Origin of the sequence: Halomonas sp. PAMB 3232, from assembly GCF_031954225.1 — a bacterium.
Lineage (GTDB): Bacteria > Pseudomonadota > Gammaproteobacteria > Pseudomonadales > Halomonadaceae > Vreelandella.
In genome coordinates this window covers 3,331,192-3,349,591 of sequence record NZ_CP134865.1, presented here as the reverse complement: position 1 = coordinate 3,349,591, position 18,400 = coordinate 3,331,192, and the positions used below count along the sequence as shown (strand labels likewise).

Below are 18,400 nucleotides of genomic sequence, written 5' to 3'. Positions count from 1 at the left end.
ATGAGCTTTATCGATCAATGGTTGAACGACAGCGTCCCGGCGCTCATCGGCGGGCAGTGGCGCAAGGGTGAGTCAACCTTCGCCGTCGACAACCCGGCCACCGGTGAGACCATCGCCCGCGTCGCGGAGCTTGGCGGTCGCGACACCGAAGAGGCCGTCGCGGCGGCGTATGAGGCGGGCCCCGCCTGGCGCGCCACCCCGGTCAAGGAGCGCGCGAAGATTCTGCGCCGCTGGTTCGAGCTGATCATCGAGCATACCGACGACCTGGCCCGACTAATGACCCTCGAGCAGGGCAAGCCGCTGGCCGAGGCGAAAGGCGAAGTGGGTTATGGTGCCTCGTTCATCGAGTTCTTCGCCGAAGAAGCCAAGCGCATGGCCGGCGAAACCCTGCCAGGCCACGCCGCCGACAAGCGGATTCTGGTCACGCGCGAGCCGGTCGGCGTGGTGGCCGCCATCACGCCCTGGAACTTCCCGCTGGCGATGATCACCCGCAAGTGCGCTCCGGCGCTGGCCGCTGGCTGCACCGTCGTGATCAAGCCCGCCGAAGCCACGCCGCTGACGGCACTCGCCGCGGCGTACCTTGGAATTGAGGCGGGGCTGCCCGCCGGCACCATCAACGTGGTCACCGCCAGCCAACCCGCTGAGGTGGGCGAGGTGCTGACCACGGATTCGCGCGTGCGCAAGGTGTCGTTTACCGGCTCCACGCCGGTCGGCAAACGCCTGCTCGCCCAGTGCGCTAGCACGGTCAAGAAGACCGCCATGGAGCTGGGCGGCAACGCGCCGTTCATCGTCTTCGATGACGCGGATCTCGACGCCGCGGTCGACGGCGCCATCGCCTCGAAATTCCGTAACGCCGGGCAAACCTGTGTCTGCACCAACCGCTTTCTGGTCCAGGACGGCGTCTACGACGCTTTCGTCGAAAAGCTCGCCGCTCGCGTTCAGGCGCTGAAGGTCGGCGACGGCCTGGCGGACGGCAGCGTCATTGGCCCGCTGATCAACCAAGCGGCGGTCGACAAGGTGCAGCGCCACGTCAGCGACGCCCAAGGCAAGGGTGCTCGCGTGGTGTGTGGCGGAAGCGTGAGTGAGGCCGGCGAGCGTTTCTACACGCCCACGGTGCTGGCGGACGTGACCACCGAGATGGCCGTGGCCTTTGAAGAGACCTTCGGCCCGGTCGCGCCGGTGTTTCGCTTCGAGCGCGACGAAGAGGCGATTGCCATGGCCAACGACACGCCGTTTGGCCTGGCCGCCTACTTCTACGCCACCGACTACCGCCGCATCTGGCGCACCATGGAGGCGCTCGAATACGGCATGGTCGGTGTCAACGAAGGGCTGATCTCCACCGAGCTTGCGCCCTTTGGCGGCGTGAAGGAGTCGGGGCTTGGGCGTGAAGGCTCGCACCACGGGCTCGATGAATTTACCGAACTGAAATACGTCTGTGTCGGCGGTCTATAAGAGGAGTTGAAATGACGAACCACGAGTTGAACGAGCTGAAAAACCGTTTTGTCGCCAAGGGCGCCGCGACCCCGACCGCTCAGTTCGCCGAGCGCGCCGAAAACGCGGAAATCTGGGACGCCGACGGCCAGCGCTGGATCGACTTCGCCGGCGGCATCGGCGTGCTGAACCTGGGCCACCGCCACCCGAAAATCGTCGCCGCGGTGGAAGCGCAGCTCAAGAAGGTGATGCACACCAGCGCCGCGGTGATCTCCTATGCGCCCTACGTACAGCTGTGCCAGAAGCTTTGCGAGCTGACCCCGGTACGCGGCCCTGAGCGCAAGGCGATGCTGGTCAACACCGGCGCCGAGGCGCTGGAAAACGCGGTGAAGATCGCCCGCGCCGCCACTGGCCGCACCGGTATCATCACGTTTGATGGCGCCTTCCACGGGCGCACCATGATGACGCTGGCCATGACCGGCAAGGTGCTGCCCTACAAGAACGACTTCGGCCCGATGCCCGGCGACGTCTTCCGTGCGCCGTTTCCGAACCCGATCCACGGCATCAGCGAAGAGGCCTCATTGGAGGCCCTTCGCACGCTGTTCAAGACCGACATCGCCCCGCACCGCACCGCGGCCATCGTGATCGAGCCGGTCCAGGGCGAAGGCGGCTTCTACATCGCTTCACCGGAGTACCTGCAAGCGCTTCGCGCGCTGTGCGACGAGCACGGCATTTTGTTGATCGCCGACGAAGTGCAGTCCGGCTTCGCGCGTACCGGTAAGCTGTTTGCGCTGGAACACAGCGGTGTCGAAGCGGATCTTCTGACCACCGCCAAGAGCCTGGCCAACGGCATGCCGCTCTCCGCGGTCGTGGGAACCGCTGCCGTCATGGACGCCTCCGGCCCCAATTCGCTCGGCGGTACCTACAGCGGAAACCCCTTGGCCTGCGCGGCGGCGCTGGCGGTGATCGAGACGATCGAAGAAGAGAACATCCTCGCGCGCAGCGAGCAGATGGGCCGCATGCTCGCCGAGCGCTTTGCGGTGTGGGAAGCGCGCTTTGCTCACGTGGCCCACGGCCGCCAGCTTGGCGCGATGGCGGCATTTGAGCTCGTCGATGAAAACGGCAAGCCCGACCCCGCCGCCACTGCCGCGCTGTGTGCCAAGGCGCGCGAGCAGGGCCTGATCCTGTTGTCGTGTGGTTTCTACGGCAACAGCATCCGCATCCTGGTGCCGCTAACGGTATCGAGTGACGTGCTGGAAGAGGGCCTCTCCATCATCGAGGCCTCGCTGGAGACGCTCGGCTAAACCACGAGCGTTTTGACTGAGCCCGCGCTCGCTACAGGCACTCGCCTGGAGCGAGGGCGGGCTTTTTTATGGTGTCGAAATCGATGACGTCAGCTGAGCGAAGAACGGCATTAACAGTGCAAACAGCTCTGCCTGGGAGGAAATGCGACACCTGGCATAGAGCTGACGGCGAAACACCTTGACCGTTTGCAGGCTGACATTAAGGTGCAGGCTGATGGAAAGCGAAGAGTGGCCACGCAGGATGAAAAGCGCCACTTCCGCTTGCCGAGGGCTCAGCTGGATGCCGCGCTGCTGATAAAGCGCTTCTCGCAGGCGTTTTTCGAGCGGCAAGGGCGGAGCTTGTTGGGCGCTTTCCGGTCGATAGTGCTGCCAATGGCGGCTGAGAAGCCCCGCCAGGGTGTGTTCGTGGCGGCCAAGGGCGGCCAGCTCTGACGGGCTAAACGGCTGATTGCTCGAGCGATCCTTTCCAAAACAGGCGTTTAGCGTCACGTCATCGTTAAGCTGCGCGAAAATCGCGATTTCATCGAGTAGCGTCGTTTGGCGGTAGTAGTGCTCGTAATAGTGCGTGCGCCAGAAACGATCCGGCGCCACGTCGGCCAGGCGGCGTATACCCCGTACGCCGCCTTTGAGGTGTTCGCGGTAGAACGGATCCAGCAGGTAGGCGCCTTCCAGGTAGTGGCTATCCATCTGTTGATACACCACCGGATCGACGCACTCCCGGTACAGCACGTCGGGGCGTCGCTCTCCCTGATAGGCGATGATGATCAGATTATCGAACGCTGCCAGCTGCTTGACCCAGCCAGAAAAGTGGCTCGTAAAATCCGGGGCGGACAGCGCCATGATCGTATCGGCCAGCTGCTGATCGCGTTTGCTCTGCGTCACTCGCTCCACATCACTGTTTCCATGCCTCTGTTCTCATACCTCTGTTCTCATACCCCTGTTCCCATACCCCCCTGGGGTTATATACGTAGCGGTGCGCTGTCCCTACCTTCTTTATCGGGTGGGTACGAGGCCGTTTCGTCTGGCAGGGGAGCCAGGCAGACGGCCATCGAGTGCCATGCCCCTAATGATAGCAAGTCAGGCAAGCCAAAGCGGATGACCTGGCAACAACGTCGTGACGACCGGTCGCAAGACGCGCCGGTATGGTTGACGATGCCTTTAGGAGACACATCATGATAGATAATAATATCAAGCTGGAAAGAACGTTATCGCTCAAGGCGGTAGTGCTATTTGGGCTTGCTTACATGACACCCTTGATCGTGCTGGGTACGTTCGGTGTCATTGCCAGTACCAGTCAAGGGGCAGTGCCCACCGCGTATTTGATCACCACCATCGCCATGCTGTTCACTGCCTACAGTTACGGCATCATGGCGCGCGCCTATCCGATCGCCGGGTCAGCCTATACCTATACACGCAAGGCCATCGATTCCCGCGTCGGTTTCATGGTGGGCTGGAGCGTACTGCTGGATTATTTCTTTTTGCCCATGGTGATCTGGCTGATCGGTGCGGCCTATATCAATGCGCGCTTTCCCGAGGTCCCCAGCTGGCTATTTTTGCTGGGCTTCATTGGCATCACCACGAGCCTGAACGTTTACGGGATCAAGATGGCGTCCCGGGTGAACTCGCTGTTGATGGTTTTTCAGATATTGGTGATCGTCTTCTTCGTGCTGCTGTCGGTGCGCCACGTCGTCTCCTCCGGCGGTGCGAGTTCACTGTTCAGCATGGGGCCGTTTTTGGGCGATAACGCCGGCTTTACGGCGATCGCCGCCGGGGCTGCCGTGGCGGCCTACTCTTTTCTGGGATTCGATGCCGTGACGACGCTCACCGAGGAGACCATCGAGCCCCGGCGCAACATTCCACTCGCCATCATGCTGACGGCGCTGATCGGCGGCGGTATCTACGTGCTGGTAGGCTATACCACCCAGCTCGTACACCCAGGTAGTGAGTTCATCAATGCCGATTCCGCTGCTTTCGAAATCGCCACAATGATCGGGGCAGATCTTTTCGGCGCCGTGTTTCTGGCCGGGCTGGTGCTGGCCCAGTTCACCTCGGGGCTTGCCGCTCAGGCCAGCGCTTCGCGGCTTCTTTATGCCATGGGCCGCGACGCCGTTTTGCCTCGCCGCCTGTTCGGTGCGCTTCATGCGCGCTTTCGTACGCCGGTATTCAATATCGTGCTGACCGGCGCCATCGGTGTCGTCGCGCTGTTCCTCGATGTGCTCTCGGCCGCCTCCTTCATCAATTTCGGCGCGTTCATCGCCTTTATCATGGTCAATCTGTCGGTGCTCTTCATGGTGAACCGGGACGCTGACGCCAGGCACCGCTACGGGGTCGTCAAGGGCATGCTGATCCCTCTGGTGGGTGCCGGCGTCAACCTATGGCTGATGAGCCAGTTGGACAGCAATGCCTTTGTGTTGGGCGCCATCTGGCTGGCCATCGGGCTGGTTCAATTGATCTATCTGACCCGAGGCTTTCGACAGCCGCCTCCCGAGGTAGACTTCGATGACTCGGATGGCTCGGCACACACCGAGACGTCAAACGCTCGCTAAGGAGGCACCCCATGGCCCGATACTTGCCGATACTAATGATGCAGGAGGTCGCTCGCCTGCACGGCAGTGACGCCGAGCTCCAGGCGTTCGAAGCCGAAATCGCCGCGCAGCTCAGCGATTTCGGCGCCGACTTCGAGCAGCCCCGAATGGTGGTCTATCCTGAGATGCACCTGTGCAGCGCCTCGGGCACTCCCGAACAGCGCAAGAGCCAACTGGAAGCCGCGGCGGAGCCGATCGACGGCCCCCGCGACCGGCACTTGTCACGCATCGCGCGCAATCTGGGGATCTGGCTGCTACCCGGTTCGGTGTGTGAGCGCGGCAGCGACGGGTACCTCTATAACACGGCGCCGGTCTACTCGCCCGACGGCGAACGCGTTGCCGCCTATCGCAAGTGCTTTCCCTGGCGCCCCTTTGAACCCTACCGGCCCGGGAGTCGCCTGGAGGTGTTCGACGTGCCGGGCATCGGCCGTGTAGGCCTGGCCATCTGTTACGATATCTGGTTTCCCGAAACGGTACGCCAGCTTGCGTGGCTGGGGGCCGACGTCATCATCAACCAGGTCGCCACGACCACCTGCGACCGGGCTCAGGAACAGATCCTCGTTCAGGCCAACGCCATCTTCAACCAGGTCTACATGGTGAGCGTCAATGCCGCGACGCCTTCAGGGGAAGGGCAGAGCCTGGTCGTGGACCCGGAAGGTCGTATTCGAGCACGCATGCCCGGCGCCACGGCGGGAACGCTGACCGACGTGCTCAACCTGGAGGAGGTCGAACGCGTGCGAACCTTCGGAACAGCGGGCTTGAACCGTATGTGGTCTCAATTTCGAGACGATGATCCGGTGCTTGAACTACCCATGTACGAAGGCCGTTTGGACCCTGGCAAGTGGGCACATCGCGCGTAACGCCTTTGTTAAAAGGTGAGCTTGCGCCCATCGTGGTGGTATCGATAGCCCGCCCCCACCGCAAGCGTTTGCCTGCGGCGGGGGCGGGCCTCGCTTTTTAAGGCTATATTAGTTCTCCTGAAAATGACGCCCGGCCGGGCGTCATTTTATGGGATCGTCACCGTTTTAAATCCCCGGGAGCCCCGATGAGCCTGTTTTCTCTGGTGAGCGTACTGATCACGCTCGCCGCCGTATCGAGCTACTTTAATTACCGCTATATCAAGCTGCCGACGACGATCGGCGTCATGCTGGTCGCGCTACTTGGCTCGCTCGCGCTGATTTTGATCAGCCCCTATAACGACGGCCTTCGCGATGAAGCCACCGCTCTGGTGGCGCGCATCGACTTCGACCAGGTAGTGCTGCACGGGCTGCTGGCGTTTTTGCTGTTCGCCGCCGCCATTCACGTCAAGTTCGACCATTTGCGCCGGGAGTGGCTGCCCATCGGGCTACTCGCCGTGGTGGGCACGCTGATGTCCACGTTCATCGTGGGAACGCTTGCCTGGTGGATACTCGGCTGGATGGGGCTCGGAATTCCTTTCATGCACGCGCTTCTGTTCGGTGCGCTGATCTCACCGACCGACCCCATTGCGGTGGTCGCGATCATGAAATCCGTCGGTGTCTCGCAGCAGCTCGAAAGCCAGATCAGCGGAGAGTCGCTGTTCAACGACGGCCTGGGCGTGGTGGTGTTCATGGTGCTGTTACAGCTCGCAGGGCTCGACGGGGCACAGCAGGGCTCGCACCTTGGCTCGCCGATCGACGCGGCGGCGGTCGGCTTTTTACTGCTCAAGGAGGTGGGCGGGGCGCTGCTTTTGGCGTGCGCCGTGGGCTATACCACCCACCAGATGCTCAAGCGCGTCGATAACTATCAGGTCGAGGTGCTAATCACCCTGGCGCTCGCCATGGGGCTTTACGCCCTGGCAGACGGCCTGCACCTGTCCGCGCCCATCGCCGTGGTGATCGCGGGGCTGTTCGTGGGCAACCACGGACGACAGTTCGCGATGTCGGATGAAACCCGTGAAAACGTCGATACCTTCTGGGAGCTGATCGACGAGATACTCAACGTGGTGCTGTTCTTTTTGATCGGCCTGGAGCTTTTGATTCTGCCCATCGAGCGCGCCTGGCTTTTGGCCGGCGCACTGATGATTCCTGTCGTGGTCGGCGCGCGCGGCTTCTGCGTCTCCTTGATCATGGGCACGCTCAAGCGGGTCAGGGAGCAATCACCCGGGACGATCCGGATTCTCACCTGGGGCGGGCTGCGCGGCGGTATTTCGGTGGCCATGGCGCTGTCGCTGCCCGAGGGCGATCTGAGAAACCTGGTACTGACGCTGACCTACTGCGTGGTGGTGTTCTCGATCGTCGTCCAGGGGCTTTCAATGGGGAAGGTGATTCGCTGGAGCAGCCGCGGGTAACCCCTGACACCTGGGCCCTCAAGACCGGCGTGAAGCCGCCGATAAAAGGTTAATCTCTGTTAAAATAGGCTAGCGAATGCAGCGATTCCTTGCCGGTCTTGTGGTGGCCTTGGCCATCGTGTTGATTGGATATATCAGTTTATTTTCTATTTGGACAAACACCAATGAGTTCGATTCTTATGCCCTGACGGGCAGATTGGCCGATGAGCTTGAGTATCTGACAGGTACCAATGACCATCGCTTTTTAGAAGCAGAAGATGCCGCTCGTGCAGGTGGATGGCAATCCAATCAAAAGCCTACGCTTAACCTGGGAAATCGGTCAGAGGGTGCTTGGGTGCGTTTTCGGGTGGAGAACCGCTCACCAGAGCCTTTAGAGCGTTTGCTCATGGTCGACTGGAGCTACCACCTGATCGAAGCGCGAGTGTTCGACCGTGCAAACGGCCAATGGTCGGCCCCGGTTCGCACCGGCAATTTCATCGAGCATTCCCAGCGAGGTATCGCAAGCCCCGTGCTGGCTCTGCCCATCACACTACCCTCGGGCCCTGCCGAGGTTTATTTGCGCTTGGAGAGTCAGCTGCCCCTGATTCTTCCCATGCGAATGGTCGACCGTGAAACGTTCCATCGTGAAGCGCTTTATGACTATCTGCGTATGGGCGCTTTCTTCGGTGCCATGCTGGTCATGATGCTCTACAGCGCGTCGCTGTTTATTTTCATTCGTGATCGTTCCTATATTTATTACTGCTGCTATTTGGCGGCGATCATTCTTTATGTAGGGAGTATTTACAGCTACGGCTCCTATTTTCTGTGGTCGGAGTGGCCGTGGTTCAATCTGCGCGTGGATTTCCTGTCGATTGGTCTAGCGTTTTTATCTGCCTGTGTTTTTGAACGTCAGTTTTTGAACATCAAAAGCGAAGGGCGCTGGCTTGAGCGCTGCATCAATATGATTATCTTTTACTGGTCGAGCGTCGTTCTGGTATCTCTATTGTTCCCGCAGTATGCCTATGAGCTCTTTATAGAAGAGGCGGGCGCTCTCACATGTATCGTGATGTTGGGTATTGCGTTCATCATATGGCAGCGGGGCAATGTTTCTGCCGGTTATTTTTTCATTGCGTGGTTATGTCTGGTGACATCCACCTTCTTTCTAATGCTGGCAATGAGCGGAGTTTTATCCATGAACTTCGCTATACGTGCGGCCCAACTGCTTGGCTTTATTCTGGAGTTTCTGCTGCTATCCATTGCCTTGGCAGAGCGTATCAGTCGTGAAAGAGCCTCTCGAATGGAAGCTCAAAAAGCACTTCTGGTAGTGCAAGAGCAAAACACGAAGGTGCTCGAAAAGAAGGTGGCCTTGCGCACTCGTCAGCTGGAGGAGGCCAATCGGGAACTGTTGCATTTGAGTACCACCGACCCGCTTACCGGCCTCAATAATCGTCGCGGTTTCGAGGAGAAGTTCGATGAAGCGCTCGAGCTTAGCCTTGAGAAGAGCGTACCACTGGCGTTTCTGATGATCGATATCGATCACTTCAAAGCGATCAACGATACCCATGGCCACAACGTCGGCGATGAGTGCCTGGCCCTGGTGGGTAAAACGCTGGTTCACTACTGCCAGGGGGACAATGCGTTTGCCGGGCGCCTCGGTGGGGAGGAGTTCGCCACTGTATTTTATGGCCTCTCAAGCGAAAGGGCCGAGGCGATGGCCGAGCGAATTCGAACGGCCATCGCGGAGTTGATCGTAGCAACGACCGGAGAGCCGATTTGGTTCACGGTCAGCATTGGTGTGGCCACGGGGTTAGCCCATCTCGATGACACTTTGCCCACCTTTGCCGAAGAGGCCGACAAGTCGCTCTATCAGGCAAAGCTTCAGGGACGGAATCGCGTTGTTCTCTCTGTACGCCAGGAGAGAGAAGAGCGCTTGCGGCCCATTAGCAGCACTCTTTTCGACGACAACCCTATGCTGCCTGCGAAGTAAGCCTTGGCGAGGCGGGCGCCGGCCTGGCATCGTCAAGGCCGGCGCCTATACTGAGCGCATACTTCGTTGCATGAGGATGCGCGCCATGACGTCACGAAAACTTCCTTCCGGTGCCGGCGATGTCGCCGACGAATACCCCGACGTATGGAGCGCCTACGCCGCGCTCGGTAAGGCGTGCGCCGAGGCCGGGCCGATGGAGGCGCGAAGCCGGCGGCTGGTCAAGCTGGCGCTGGCCGTCGGTAACCGCTCCGAAGGCGCGGTGCACTCCCACGTGCGCCGTGGGCTCGAAGAGGGCATCAGCGCCGAGGAACTCAAGCAGGTGGCCATGCTGGCGGTGCCGACCATCGGCTTTCCCGCTGCCGTAGCGGCGCTGACCTGGATCACCGATATCACCGACGCGAACTGATCCGCCGCTAGCCCAGCATGTTCAGGTACTGGCGCACCACCACGGCGTTGTTGGTGCGCGTCTCTTTCGAGGCGAACACCAGCGTCACCGTTTCCCGCTTTGCGCGCTGAGCAAGCGACCTGAGCGTTTCCCGGTGCTCGGTCAGCTCCTTGAGGTAGCGCGTTCGAAACGTCCCCCAGCCGAGCGAGCCGTCGTGAAACGCCTCGCGCAATTCACGGCTGGGCGCGATCTCCTTCGGCCATTCGTCGATGTGGGCGTGCTGCTTTTTGACGCCGCGCGGCCAGAGACCATCCACCAGCACGCGGTAGCCATCCTCTTTCTGCGGCGCATCGAAGGCGCGTTTTAGTGCGATCCTTGCCATGTTGCCTCCCTGGTAGATAAAGGCTGATTGCGTGCCCGGCGTCAGGCGGCCACCAGCGGTCTGGCCGGGCCGAAGTGCTCGAAGTGGCGGTGGCTATCATCAATGCCCAGCCCCGCCAGCGCGGTGTCCACGGCGGCCATGAAGCCCTGCGGGCCGACGAAGTAGCAGCGCGCCCTGGGCCCCGGCAGGTAGCGGGCCAGCAGGTCACGATCGATCCGGCCGATGTGCTCGACCCCTTCACCGCGTTCGAGCACGTTGGCCACCGTGAGCTGCTCCGGGTAGTCGCGCTTGAGCGCTTTGACGTCGTCGCCAAACGCGTGGTGGTCGCGGTCGATCGCAGCGTGCAGGTACACCACCCGGCGGCCATCAAGAAGCGCTTGGCGGGCGATGGGTAGAAGCGGCGTCTGGCCCACGCCGCCGCTGGCCAGCAGCAGCGGCTCGCTTCCTTCGATGAGCGTCAGATCGCCGGCCGGTGGCAAAAGCTCCAGGGTGTCGCCCACCGCTAACACATCGTGGAAGTGACGGCTGACGCGGCCCTGCTCCTCACGTTTGATGGAGATCCGGTAGCTTCTGCCGTTGGGCAAATCCGATAGGCTGTAGTGGCGATAAACCGGCTCGCCGTCGATCATCACGCGCACGCCAATGTACTGGCCGGGCTCATGGGCTGCCACGGGGCCGCCATCCTCGGGCTCGAAAACGAACGACCGGATGACCGAGCTCTCCTGATGGGTGCGGGCGATTTTGAACCGCCGCGCGCCGCGCCAGCCGCCGGGGCGGCTTTCGAACTCGCGGTAGCGCTGATCTTCCAGATCGATCAGAAGGGCGGCCAGCTCATTGTAGAGCGCGCCCCAGGCATCGGCGATCTCCGGGGTAAGCGCGTCTCCCAGCACTTCGCCGATCGCTGCCATCAGGCACTCGCCGACGATCGGGTAGTGCTTGGGCAGAATGTTCAGCGAGACATGTTTGCTGACCACGATATCGAGTGCGGCCCGCGCCTTGGCCGGGTTGCCTCGAAGCTGTACGTAGGCGAGCACCGCGCCGGCCAGCGCCCGCGGCTGACTGCCGTTTTGCTGATGCACCTCGTTGAACAGCACCCTGACCTCCGGGTAGCGCTCGAACATCAGCGGGTAGAACCGGCTGGTGATGGCGTTGAGGTGTTCGGCAACGACGGGGGCGGTGGCGTCGATCAGGGCTTCCTGCTCGTGGCTCAACATGGCGTGCTCCTTATAAGATGTATTTAAAATATATCTTATAAGGCGTGCCAACAAAGCTCAACGCATGACGCTCGCCGCCTCTTGATCCAGATCAAGAGCCGGTGCATTAGCGAAAGGCTGGGTTCAAACGTGGGCGGCGGGAATGCGTAGCAGCCCGGCGAGTTCCGTCGCGTGGCCATCGAGCACATCGGCCAGGGTGTAGCGGTCGAGTACGGCGAGAAAGGCGCCGAGCGCCTCGCCCAGAATGGGTCTGAGCCGGCACGCCGGGGTGATCGTGCAGCCGTTGCCCTGTTGAAAGCACTCGACCAGGCCCATGTCCTGCTCGGTATCGCGCACCAGCGCCCCAAGCCCGATGGTGGCAGGATCCTTGGCCAGCAACAGCCCGCCGTTTTTACCGCGAATCGCGGTGACGTAGCCTTTCTGGGCCAGCTCGTGAACCACCTTCATCAGATGATTGCGCGAGATATCGAAGGCTTCGGCGATTTCACCGATTGTCGCGCGCGTCTCACCCTTGACGGCCAGATAGATCAATACGCGAATCGAGTAGTCGGTGAACCGGGTTAGCTGCATGGCGGGCGCCTGGCGTTAGCCCCACACGGGGCATCAAGAGGGGAGGCCGTAGCCTAATCACTTACGCATGTCGGGTCAAAGCGGCGTTTCATCATTGGGCGAGACGCCGGCGTTCGCGGATGCGCTCGCCTGCTCGAACAGCGCCAGCTGGCGATGATCGACGGGTTTGGCGCGCCCGCGCCGGGCACTGGGGCGGCGGTGGCTGGCAAGCCGGGCCATTAGCGTTTGGCTGATCGCTTTCGCCTCTGGCGTATGGCTCATCTCGAAGATGCGCGTTTTCCACCTCTGCGCCTCGGCCTCGAACTCAAATGGAATCGGGTAGTGTTCGCCGGGAATGAAGGCGTAGCGCGTTTGCAGGCTTTCCGGCAGCGCCCAGGGTTTGGCCCGCCACTCGACGGGCAGCACGTTGAGTTCCGGTACCCAGCGGGCGACGAATTCACCGCTCGGGTCGTGGTCCTCGGCCTGCTTGATCGGGTTGTAGATGCGCAACGTATTGAAGCCGGTGGCGCCGGACTGCATCTGGATCTGCGGGTAGTGGATGCCGGGCTCGAAATCGGTGAACAGCCGCGCCAGGTGAAGGCCAGGCTCCCGCCAGTGAAGGCCGAGGCCGAAAGTAGCAAACGAGATGAGCATCGCGCGCATGCGAAAGTTGATCCAGCCGGTATGGATCAGACAGCGCATGCAGGCATCCACCAGCGGCACCCCGGTCTGGCCGCGCTTCCAGGCCAGCAAGCGAGGATGCTGCGGGTCGCGCTCGCGAAGCCCCTTGAGCGCCGGGTGCAGCGTGTGGGTCTCAAGGCTTGGCTCGCTTTCGAGCTTTTGAATGAAATGGCAGTGCCAGTGCAGCCGCGAGGCGAGCGCTCGTAACGAATGCGCCCAGCGGGTTTTCTCGGCGTGCTTTTCGCGCTGGTGGCGAAGCGAGCGCACCACCTCGCGCATCGAAAGCGTCCCCCAGGCCAGGTGGGGCGACAGCCGCGAGCCGTGCACCTCGGCCCTCAGGGGCTTGGAGATCGAGCCCCGGTAGCGCTCGCCGCGCTGTGTGATAAAGCCACACCAGAGCGCGCGCCCGGCGCGGCGCCCACCGCGCTGGCGCTCGGGGCAGGGCGTGGTGTCGACACCCAGCGTGAGCGTAGGGAGTTCTTCCACCGGCCGGTGATGAAACGCCGCCCAGCCGGGAGCGGGTTGGGCGCTCGCGGGTGCCTTAAAGGGTGGGGCCTGCATCAGCGCTTCCCACTGCGCCTCCCAGGCGCTTTGATCCACGCGGCTTTTCAGCCCGCGCACTACGCCCACCTGGCGGTGTTCGTGCCACACTACTCCTTCAGCACGGCACCACTCACCCACCGCCACGTCGCGCGCATAGCTCCAGGCATTGCCGGTTTCCCCATGGGAGTAGAGCGTCAGCGCCCCGTAGTGCGCCTTCAGCGCGGCGAGCAGCGCGAGCACGTCGCCTTCCCAGATACACAGCGGCAGCCCCCGCGCGCTCAGCGCCGCCTTCAAATCGACCAGCGAGTCGGCGGCGAACTGCCAGTGGCGCAGGGCGCTATCCGGCGCCTGCCACTGGCCGGGCTCGATGGCGAACACCGGCAGCACCCAACCCGCCTCGGCGGCGAGAGTGAGCGGGGCGTGGTCGTGAACGCGCAGATCGCGCTTGAACCACACCACGTGAATACCGGCAGTAGCCATGGGTCTCCTTGGGCTATCCGTGCCCGGGTCGTAGCGTTACCATCAAGCGTTGGTCACAATCCCTCAAGGAGCAAGCCCATGTACATCGCCATGAACCGTTTTCGTATCGCCCCGGGCCGGGAAGAGGATTTTCTCGAGGTATGGCGCAACCGCGACTCGCACCTCGAGGAAGTGCCCGGCTTCAAGGAATTCAAGATGCTCCAGGGTGAGAAGCAGGACGACCATACTGTGTTTATTTCCCATAGCATTTGGGAGAGCGAGGACGCCTTTCGTGACTGGACCAAATCCGAGGCGTTTCGTAAGGCGCATGCCAATGCCAAGTCGCCGGAAGGGATTTACTTGGGGCCGCCGAAGTTTGAGGGGTATGAGGTGGTGCTTTAACGCCTCCCTTTGAAACCACGTGTCCGATGCTGCCGCTTACGAGCGGCAGTGTTGTGTGGGGCCTGCCTAAAAATTGGTGAGTGCAGGCCTGCGACCTATGGTTTAGGGCTGTAATCGAATTTACGCGTGACCTAAGGTAAGTTTGTCGATAAGGTATGGTTGAACCGGGCAAAACAGTAGCCACGCGAATAGGGAGTTGGTAGCTTTTTTTTGTTGGTCAAAAATATTTAAATCAATGCTTTATGTTTTATGCGCGGGCTTCATAACCTCAATAAACGCGTCGGAGCGTTTATTGAGGTTATGAAGCTGAGTATATAATCACTGTTAGTGGTAATGGTAGCTCCGTGTTGTCGTATAAAAATTGTTTAAAATGGAAGAGAAATTCTCAATGTGGCCAGATCATTATCCTGAGAAATGCCCCCCGAAAGATGCGGAAGATGTATTGGGCTTAGTGTATAGGTTTACCAATAGAGCTAATCCAAAAGATAGGGATTTTCTATCTTATTATGAATTAAAACCCGATGAGAATTGGGGTCAAAAAGCCTGCCAAGCTAGAGGGTTGTCCGTCTATACGTCAGAGGAAGATTGCAAAACAGCAATATCATTGGTGCCTGCGCTTAAGAAAAAGAAGCTTTGTATCGGCGAACTAGATTCGAAGTCAGGTGTAATCGCTCCTACCCCTTCGAAAAATACTTATAATCACAAGACATTATGGCCACTTATTAGCGCCCAAGACTTGGCTGAAATATTTATACCAATAGATTTTTCGAAGGTGGCTCATGCTTAACCTTCCAAATAATACTATACTAGGAAAGCTTCGCATTGAAGCAGTTTTCCAGTTTTATGATATTCCCCGACTCTTCGCTTGTGCAAATAACTCTGGCACAAAATTTCTAGCATTATCTGTGTTCGATGATTATGAAAGCTTCAATTGGCTGTATCTACCTGTGTCAGTAGATAGACTCTCTACTATTGTGAACAAAGGAATTGCGCTTAGGGAAGCTTTTCTTTCTCCTGAAGATGGTTACCTTTTTGAAGTGGAATCGAGCTTTTCCGGTGAGTCAACTGTGCGTCATATCTTTCCAGAGCAGATCCCTCTAGAAGATTTACCAGATGAGGCTGCTTATTTAGAATCTGAAGAAAGTTTTAATATTGGTCTTGGAGTTGTTGATGCAGATGTTGCGGCAGTGAGTTCAAGAAGAGAAACATATAACCTTCATTTTTATCCTTGGGATACTAAGCTCCCTGAAATTGATGCAAAAAATTTAGGTGGTATACTTACTTCGTTTCAAGAGCTCTCTAACGCACTTGGCCAATATTGTAAGGGTGATATAACTTTAAAGGGTGCGATCCCTACTGAAATCCTCGAAGCAACAAAGTTTAGAGCCACACAAATTTTTGAAGGTTCGTTCGGATTACAGTTAAAATCAAAGTCAACATCAGATTTGTTTCATAGCTCATTGGCATCCGATGTTCTTCTAGAATTAACAAAATTAATCGAATCAAGAGATAGTGAAGATAATATCAGCAATAAACTTCACGAATTGAAGGGTAGGGTTGCATCTAAATATCGCTCTTTTCTAGGTGAGGTTGCGAAGCTAGACTCTCCTATGAGGCTGCATTGGGGTTCACCTAACAGCGAGCGTGGTCGCGTTTTGTTGCTCTCTAAACAAGAAATTAAAAAAGCGTTCGACTTGGTTAGCAAAATAGACATTAATATGTCTGAATCAGTTGTTTTTAGGGCTGAGCTATTAGGTTTGGATACCAAGACTAAGCGGTATCGAGTACGTCATTTAAATGACAATGAAGACTATAGCGGAAAAATTGTAGACGAGTCCTTGGAGGCGATAAGACACTCAGAAATTAATGGAATATATAACGTCACTTTAAAAAAAATTATCGAAACAAATTTTTCATCTGGTGCTGAATATACAAAGTGGGCTCTCGTTGCGTTAGAGCCAGTTACCAAATAGCTGTGCGCAGACCGAATTACGCGCTGCTAGCTTGTGTTTTGCTTCGCAAATTTATCACAAGCTAGAGCCACTTAACAGACTAGTAAGAAAGGCGTTAACAGCTTCGATTTTTGAATTTTTTTAGCTTAAAAAAACAGTATATGATTACTTCTGAAAAGCTTGAAAGTGTCCACGAAGTTGGGTGCGACTCAGTCCAACAAACGCTACCGCATACCACTGACACAGCGAGCTCGGTATATTAACCCGGCCATGGGGCTGCTCATGGCGCGAGTCATCCAGTCGCAGGTCGCTTGGGTGGGAATCATTGAAAGAAAGAGGAATTGGTTTTGAAATTAGTCAAAAGCTTGCTCGTGGGGCTTCTGCTGCTGGGGTGCTCATCCTTGGCAAGTGCTGCGGATTACTACGTCGATATCACCAACGATACGGGCTATACCGTTTTGTATATGTACGTCAGCCCCGCGAAGGCCGAGACCTGGGAGGAAGACGTGCTGGGTAGTAATGTATTTCGAGACGGCGAGACCCAGCGTGTGACGCTAAACAACTACGAAAGCCCTATATTCGATATTCGCCTGGTGGATGAAGACAAGGACAGCTACACCTTCTGGGATGTGGATGTTTCGCAGCGCGATATCGTGGTTACGCTGAGTGATCTGGATTAAAGCAGCGTCGCGGCGTGATGATCGCGTCGCCTTGAGCGGTTAGCGCGAATATTCATCCAGAGTATTTATTCCTGCCAAGGCTCGGCCACTGTCGCCATGTCAAAACGGCTTGCCTTCTCTTTGGAAGGTAAGCCGTTTTACATACTGCAAGTGGTGTCGGTCTTGAGTAAATCGACGCGATAACCACCGTTTTTTTTAGCATACCGATAAACCTTTCACGGTCGCGAGTGGCTCAAGAAGCCTCTTCTACACCTGCCGCCTCCAATACCGCGTGAAGCAGCACGTTGGCACCCGCGTGAACGTGCTCGGGCGTGGCGCTTTCGGCCTCGTTGTGGCTAATGCCGTCCTTGCAGGGAATGAAGATCATCGCCGCCGGGGCGACTCGACCGATAAACATCGCATCGTGGCCGGCACCGCTGATGATATCGCGGTGAGACAACCCCAGCGCCTTGGCGGCGCGGCGCACGGCGCCGATGCAGCCTGCATCGAAGTGTTCGGGGGCGAAGTTGGCGGTTGGTGTGAGTTCATGTTCAAGGCCGTGACGCTGGCAAATCTCGGCGATGGCGTCGCTCACGGCTTGGCTCATGGCGTTAAGCTCGTCCGGTTCCCAGTGGCGCATGTCCAGCGTCATTTTGACCTGACCGGGAATCACGTTGCGCGAGCCGGGGTGCAGCGCCATATAGCCCACTGTGCCGCGGCCGTGGGGTTGGTGTGCGTTGGCAATACGATTCAGCGCCTGAGTCACTTCGGCGGCGCCCATCATGGCGTCGCGGCGCAGGTTCATGGGCGTGGGGCCAGCGTGGGCCTCCAGGCCGGTCAGTGTCAGGTCGAACCACTGCTGGCCCAGCCCGCCCATCACCACGCCAATCGTCGTCTCGGTATCTTCCAGAATTGGCCCCTGCTCGATATGCGGCTCGAAATAAGCGGCGATCTCATCGGTCGAGACGGGGTCATTGCCGCGATAGCCAATCGCATCCAGGGCGTCGCTCGCCGTTACATTATCGGCGTCGCGGCGCGCCATCATCTCGTCAAAATCGAGTACCCCGGCAAACACACCGGAGCCCATCATGCAGGGCGGAAAGCGGCAGCCCTCTTCATTGGTCCAGGCCGCGATCTCGACCGGCGCTCGGGTTTTGATATCGTGCTGGTTGAGCGTGCGGATGACTTCGAGACTTGCTAATACGCCGAAGACACCGTCGTACTTCCCGCCCGTGGGCTGGCTATCCAGATGGCTGCCGGCCATCACCGTTTTGGCATCCAGGTCGCTGCCTTCCCGGCGGGCAAAAATATTGCCGATACGATCCACTCGAATCGTGCAGCCTTCCGCCCGGCACCACTCGATAAACAGATCCCGCCCTTGGCGGTCCAGGTCGGTCAGCGCCTGCCGGTTGACGCCGCCCTTGATGGTGGCGCCAAGCCTGGCCATTTCCATCATTGAGGTCCAAAGGCGGTCGCTATCGGTACGTAATCGGGCTGACGTATCGGGCTTTGTAAACGAGTTCATGAAGGCTCCTTGATCGGTGTACGCGCAAGTAATGGCGGCTCCCATCTTTTATCGA

At 58.8% G+C, this 18,400-nt stretch carries 17 protein-coding genes; 11 read left to right on the top strand and 6 right to left on the bottom strand.

Going from position 1 to position 18,400, the window contains the following annotated elements:
* The gene (locus tag RN346_RS15305; protein WP_311961629.1) at window positions 1-1,452 is read left to right on the top strand and encodes an NAD-dependent succinate-semialdehyde dehydrogenase; all 1,452 of its coding nucleotides are present in this window, start codon (window positions 1-3) and stop codon (window positions 1,450-1,452) included.
* Window positions 1,453-1,463: 11 nt separating this feature from the next.
* Window positions 1,464-2,735 (top strand): 4-aminobutyrate--2-oxoglutarate transaminase, encoded by a 1,272-nt coding sequence (gene gabT, locus RN346_RS15300; RefSeq protein ID WP_311961628.1) that lies wholly within the window; start codon window positions 1,464-1,466, stop codon window positions 2,733-2,735.
* A 66-nt stretch (window positions 2,736-2,801) separates the two neighbouring features.
* Here gabT and RN346_RS15295 read toward each other — a convergent pair whose 3' ends face one another.
* A complete protein-coding gene (locus RN346_RS15295) occupies window positions 2,802-3,626 on the bottom strand; it encodes a helix-turn-helix transcriptional regulator (protein ID WP_311961627.1) in 825 nt (274 codons plus the stop codon).
* 281 nt (window positions 3,627-3,907) lie between these two features.
* Between RN346_RS15295 and RN346_RS15290 the strand changes: the two genes are divergently transcribed.
* The 5 genes from RN346_RS15290 (at window position 3,908) to RN346_RS15270 (ending at window position 10,000) form a co-directional block, all read left to right on the top strand.
* On the top strand, window positions 3,908-5,281 hold the full coding sequence (locus tag RN346_RS15290; RefSeq protein WP_311961626.1) for an APC family permease: 1,374 nt from the start codon (window positions 3,908-3,910) through the stop codon (window positions 5,279-5,281).
* 11 nt (window positions 5,282-5,292) lie between these two features.
* On the top strand, window positions 5,293-6,180 hold the full coding sequence (locus tag RN346_RS15285) for a carbon-nitrogen hydrolase family protein (protein ID WP_311961625.1): 888 nt from the start codon (window positions 5,293-5,295) through the stop codon (window positions 6,178-6,180).
* 185 nt (window positions 6,181-6,365) lie between these two features.
* Window positions 6,366-7,628, top strand: coding sequence for a sodium:proton antiporter (locus RN346_RS15280; protein ID WP_263585967.1), 1,263 nt, complete (start codon window positions 6,366-6,368; stop codon window positions 7,626-7,628).
* Window positions 7,629-7,704: 76 nt separating this feature from the next.
* Window positions 7,705-9,594: a diguanylate cyclase gene (locus tag RN346_RS15275; RefSeq protein ID WP_311961624.1), complete on the top strand. Its 1,890-nt coding sequence runs from the start codon at window positions 7,705-7,707 to the stop codon at window positions 9,592-9,594.
* Window positions 9,595-9,679: 85 nt separating this feature from the next.
* Window positions 9,680-10,000: a carboxymuconolactone decarboxylase family protein gene (locus RN346_RS15270; protein WP_263585969.1), complete on the top strand. Its 321-nt coding sequence runs from the start codon at window positions 9,680-9,682 to the stop codon at window positions 9,998-10,000.
* Between the two features lie 7 nt (window positions 10,001-10,007).
* On the opposite strand, the gene RN346_RS15265 is transcribed toward RN346_RS15270, so the two are convergent.
* The 4 genes from RN346_RS15265 to RN346_RS15250 form a co-directional block, all read right to left on the bottom strand.
* Window positions 10,008-10,361: a DUF488 family protein gene (locus RN346_RS15265; RefSeq protein WP_311961623.1), complete on the bottom strand. Its 354-nt coding sequence runs from the start codon at window positions 10,359-10,361 to the stop codon at window positions 10,008-10,010.
* A 41-nt stretch (window positions 10,362-10,402) separates the two neighbouring features.
* Window positions 10,403-11,575 (bottom strand): globin domain-containing protein, encoded by a 1,173-nt coding sequence (locus tag RN346_RS15260; protein ID WP_311961622.1) that lies wholly within the window; start codon window positions 11,573-11,575, stop codon window positions 10,403-10,405.
* Window positions 11,576-11,698: 123 nt separating this feature from the next.
* Complete coding sequence (locus RN346_RS15255; protein ID WP_311961621.1) at window positions 11,699-12,145, bottom strand: Rrf2 family transcriptional regulator; 447 nt, start codon at window positions 12,143-12,145, stop codon at window positions 11,699-11,701.
* A gap of 75 nt (window positions 12,146-12,220) precedes the next feature.
* Window positions 12,221-13,828 (bottom strand): FAD-binding domain-containing protein, encoded by a 1,608-nt coding sequence (locus RN346_RS15250; RefSeq protein WP_311961620.1) that lies wholly within the window; start codon window positions 13,826-13,828, stop codon window positions 12,221-12,223.
* Between the two features lie 78 nt (window positions 13,829-13,906).
* Between RN346_RS15250 and RN346_RS15245 the strand changes: the two genes are divergently transcribed.
* The 4 genes from RN346_RS15245 to RN346_RS15230 all read left to right on the top strand — a co-directional run bounded on the left by RN346_RS15245 (window position 13,907) and on the right by RN346_RS15230 (window position 16,841).
* Entirely contained in the window at window positions 13,907-14,209 is a 303-nt protein-coding gene (locus RN346_RS15245) for an antibiotic biosynthesis monooxygenase (RefSeq protein WP_311961619.1), read from the top strand.
* Between the two features lie 370 nt (window positions 14,210-14,579).
* Complete coding sequence (locus RN346_RS15240) at window positions 14,580-14,996, top strand: hypothetical protein (RefSeq protein ID WP_311961618.1); 417 nt, start codon at window positions 14,580-14,582, stop codon at window positions 14,994-14,996.
* The gene (locus RN346_RS15235; protein WP_311961617.1) at window positions 14,989-16,182 is read left to right on the top strand and encodes a DUF6575 domain-containing protein; all 1,194 of its coding nucleotides are present in this window, start codon (window positions 14,989-14,991) and stop codon (window positions 16,180-16,182) included. The genes RN346_RS15240 and RN346_RS15235 overlap by 8 nt, the downstream gene beginning before the upstream one ends.
* 326 nt (window positions 16,183-16,508) lie before the next feature.
* Entirely contained in the window at window positions 16,509-16,841 is a 333-nt protein-coding gene (locus RN346_RS15230; RefSeq protein WP_311961616.1) for a hypothetical protein, read from the top strand.
* A 232-nt stretch (window positions 16,842-17,073) separates the two neighbouring features.
* Here the strand turns inward: RN346_RS15230 and RN346_RS15225 are convergent, their stop codons facing one another.
* Entirely contained in the window at window positions 17,074-18,345 is a 1,272-nt protein-coding gene (locus RN346_RS15225; protein WP_311961615.1) for a Zn-dependent hydrolase, read from the bottom strand.
* Window positions 18,346-18,400 lie beyond the last annotated feature (55 nt).

Bases quoted from the DNA above. Each gene is read 5' to 3' on its own strand.
- RN346_RS15265 (WP_311961623.1), bottom strand. From the start codon at position 10,361: ATGGCAAGGATCGCACTAAAACGCGCCTTCGATGCGCCGCAGAAAGAG.
- RN346_RS15225 (WP_311961615.1), bottom strand. From the start codon at position 18,345: ATGAACTCGTTTACAAAGCCCGATACGTCAGCCCGATTACGTACCGAT.
- gabT (WP_311961628.1), top strand. From the start codon at position 1,464: ATGACGAACCACGAGTTGAACGAGCTGAAAAACCGTTTTGTCGCCAAG.
- RN346_RS15275 (WP_311961624.1), top strand. From the start codon at position 7,705: ATGCAGCGATTCCTTGCCGGTCTTGTGGTGGCCTTGGCCATCGTGTTG.
- RN346_RS15255 (WP_311961621.1), bottom strand. From the start codon at position 12,145: ATGCAGCTAACCCGGTTCACCGACTACTCGATTCGCGTATTGATCTAT.
- RN346_RS15245 (WP_311961619.1), top strand. From the start codon at position 13,907: ATGTACATCGCCATGAACCGTTTTCGTATCGCCCCGGGCCGGGAAGAG.
- RN346_RS15305 (WP_311961629.1), top strand. From the start codon at position 1: ATGAGCTTTATCGATCAATGGTTGAACGACAGCGTCCCGGCGCTCATC.
- RN346_RS15235 (WP_311961617.1), top strand. From the start codon at position 14,989: ATGCTTAACCTTCCAAATAATACTATACTAGGAAAGCTTCGCATTGAA.
- RN346_RS15250 (WP_311961620.1), bottom strand. From the start codon at position 13,828: ATGGCTACTGCCGGTATTCACGTGGTGTGGTTCAAGCGCGATCTGCGC.
- RN346_RS15270 (WP_263585969.1), top strand. From the start codon at position 9,680: ATGACGTCACGAAAACTTCCTTCCGGTGCCGGCGATGTCGCCGACGAA.
- RN346_RS15285 (WP_311961625.1), top strand. From the start codon at position 5,293: ATGGCCCGATACTTGCCGATACTAATGATGCAGGAGGTCGCTCGCCTG.
- RN346_RS15240 (WP_311961618.1), top strand. From the start codon at position 14,580: ATGGAAGAGAAATTCTCAATGTGGCCAGATCATTATCCTGAGAAATGC.
- RN346_RS15290 (WP_311961626.1), top strand. From the start codon at position 3,908: ATGATAGATAATAATATCAAGCTGGAAAGAACGTTATCGCTCAAGGCG.
- RN346_RS15280 (WP_263585967.1), top strand. From the start codon at position 6,366: ATGAGCCTGTTTTCTCTGGTGAGCGTACTGATCACGCTCGCCGCCGTA.
- RN346_RS15260 (WP_311961622.1), bottom strand. From the start codon at position 11,575: ATGTTGAGCCACGAGCAGGAAGCCCTGATCGACGCCACCGCCCCCGTC.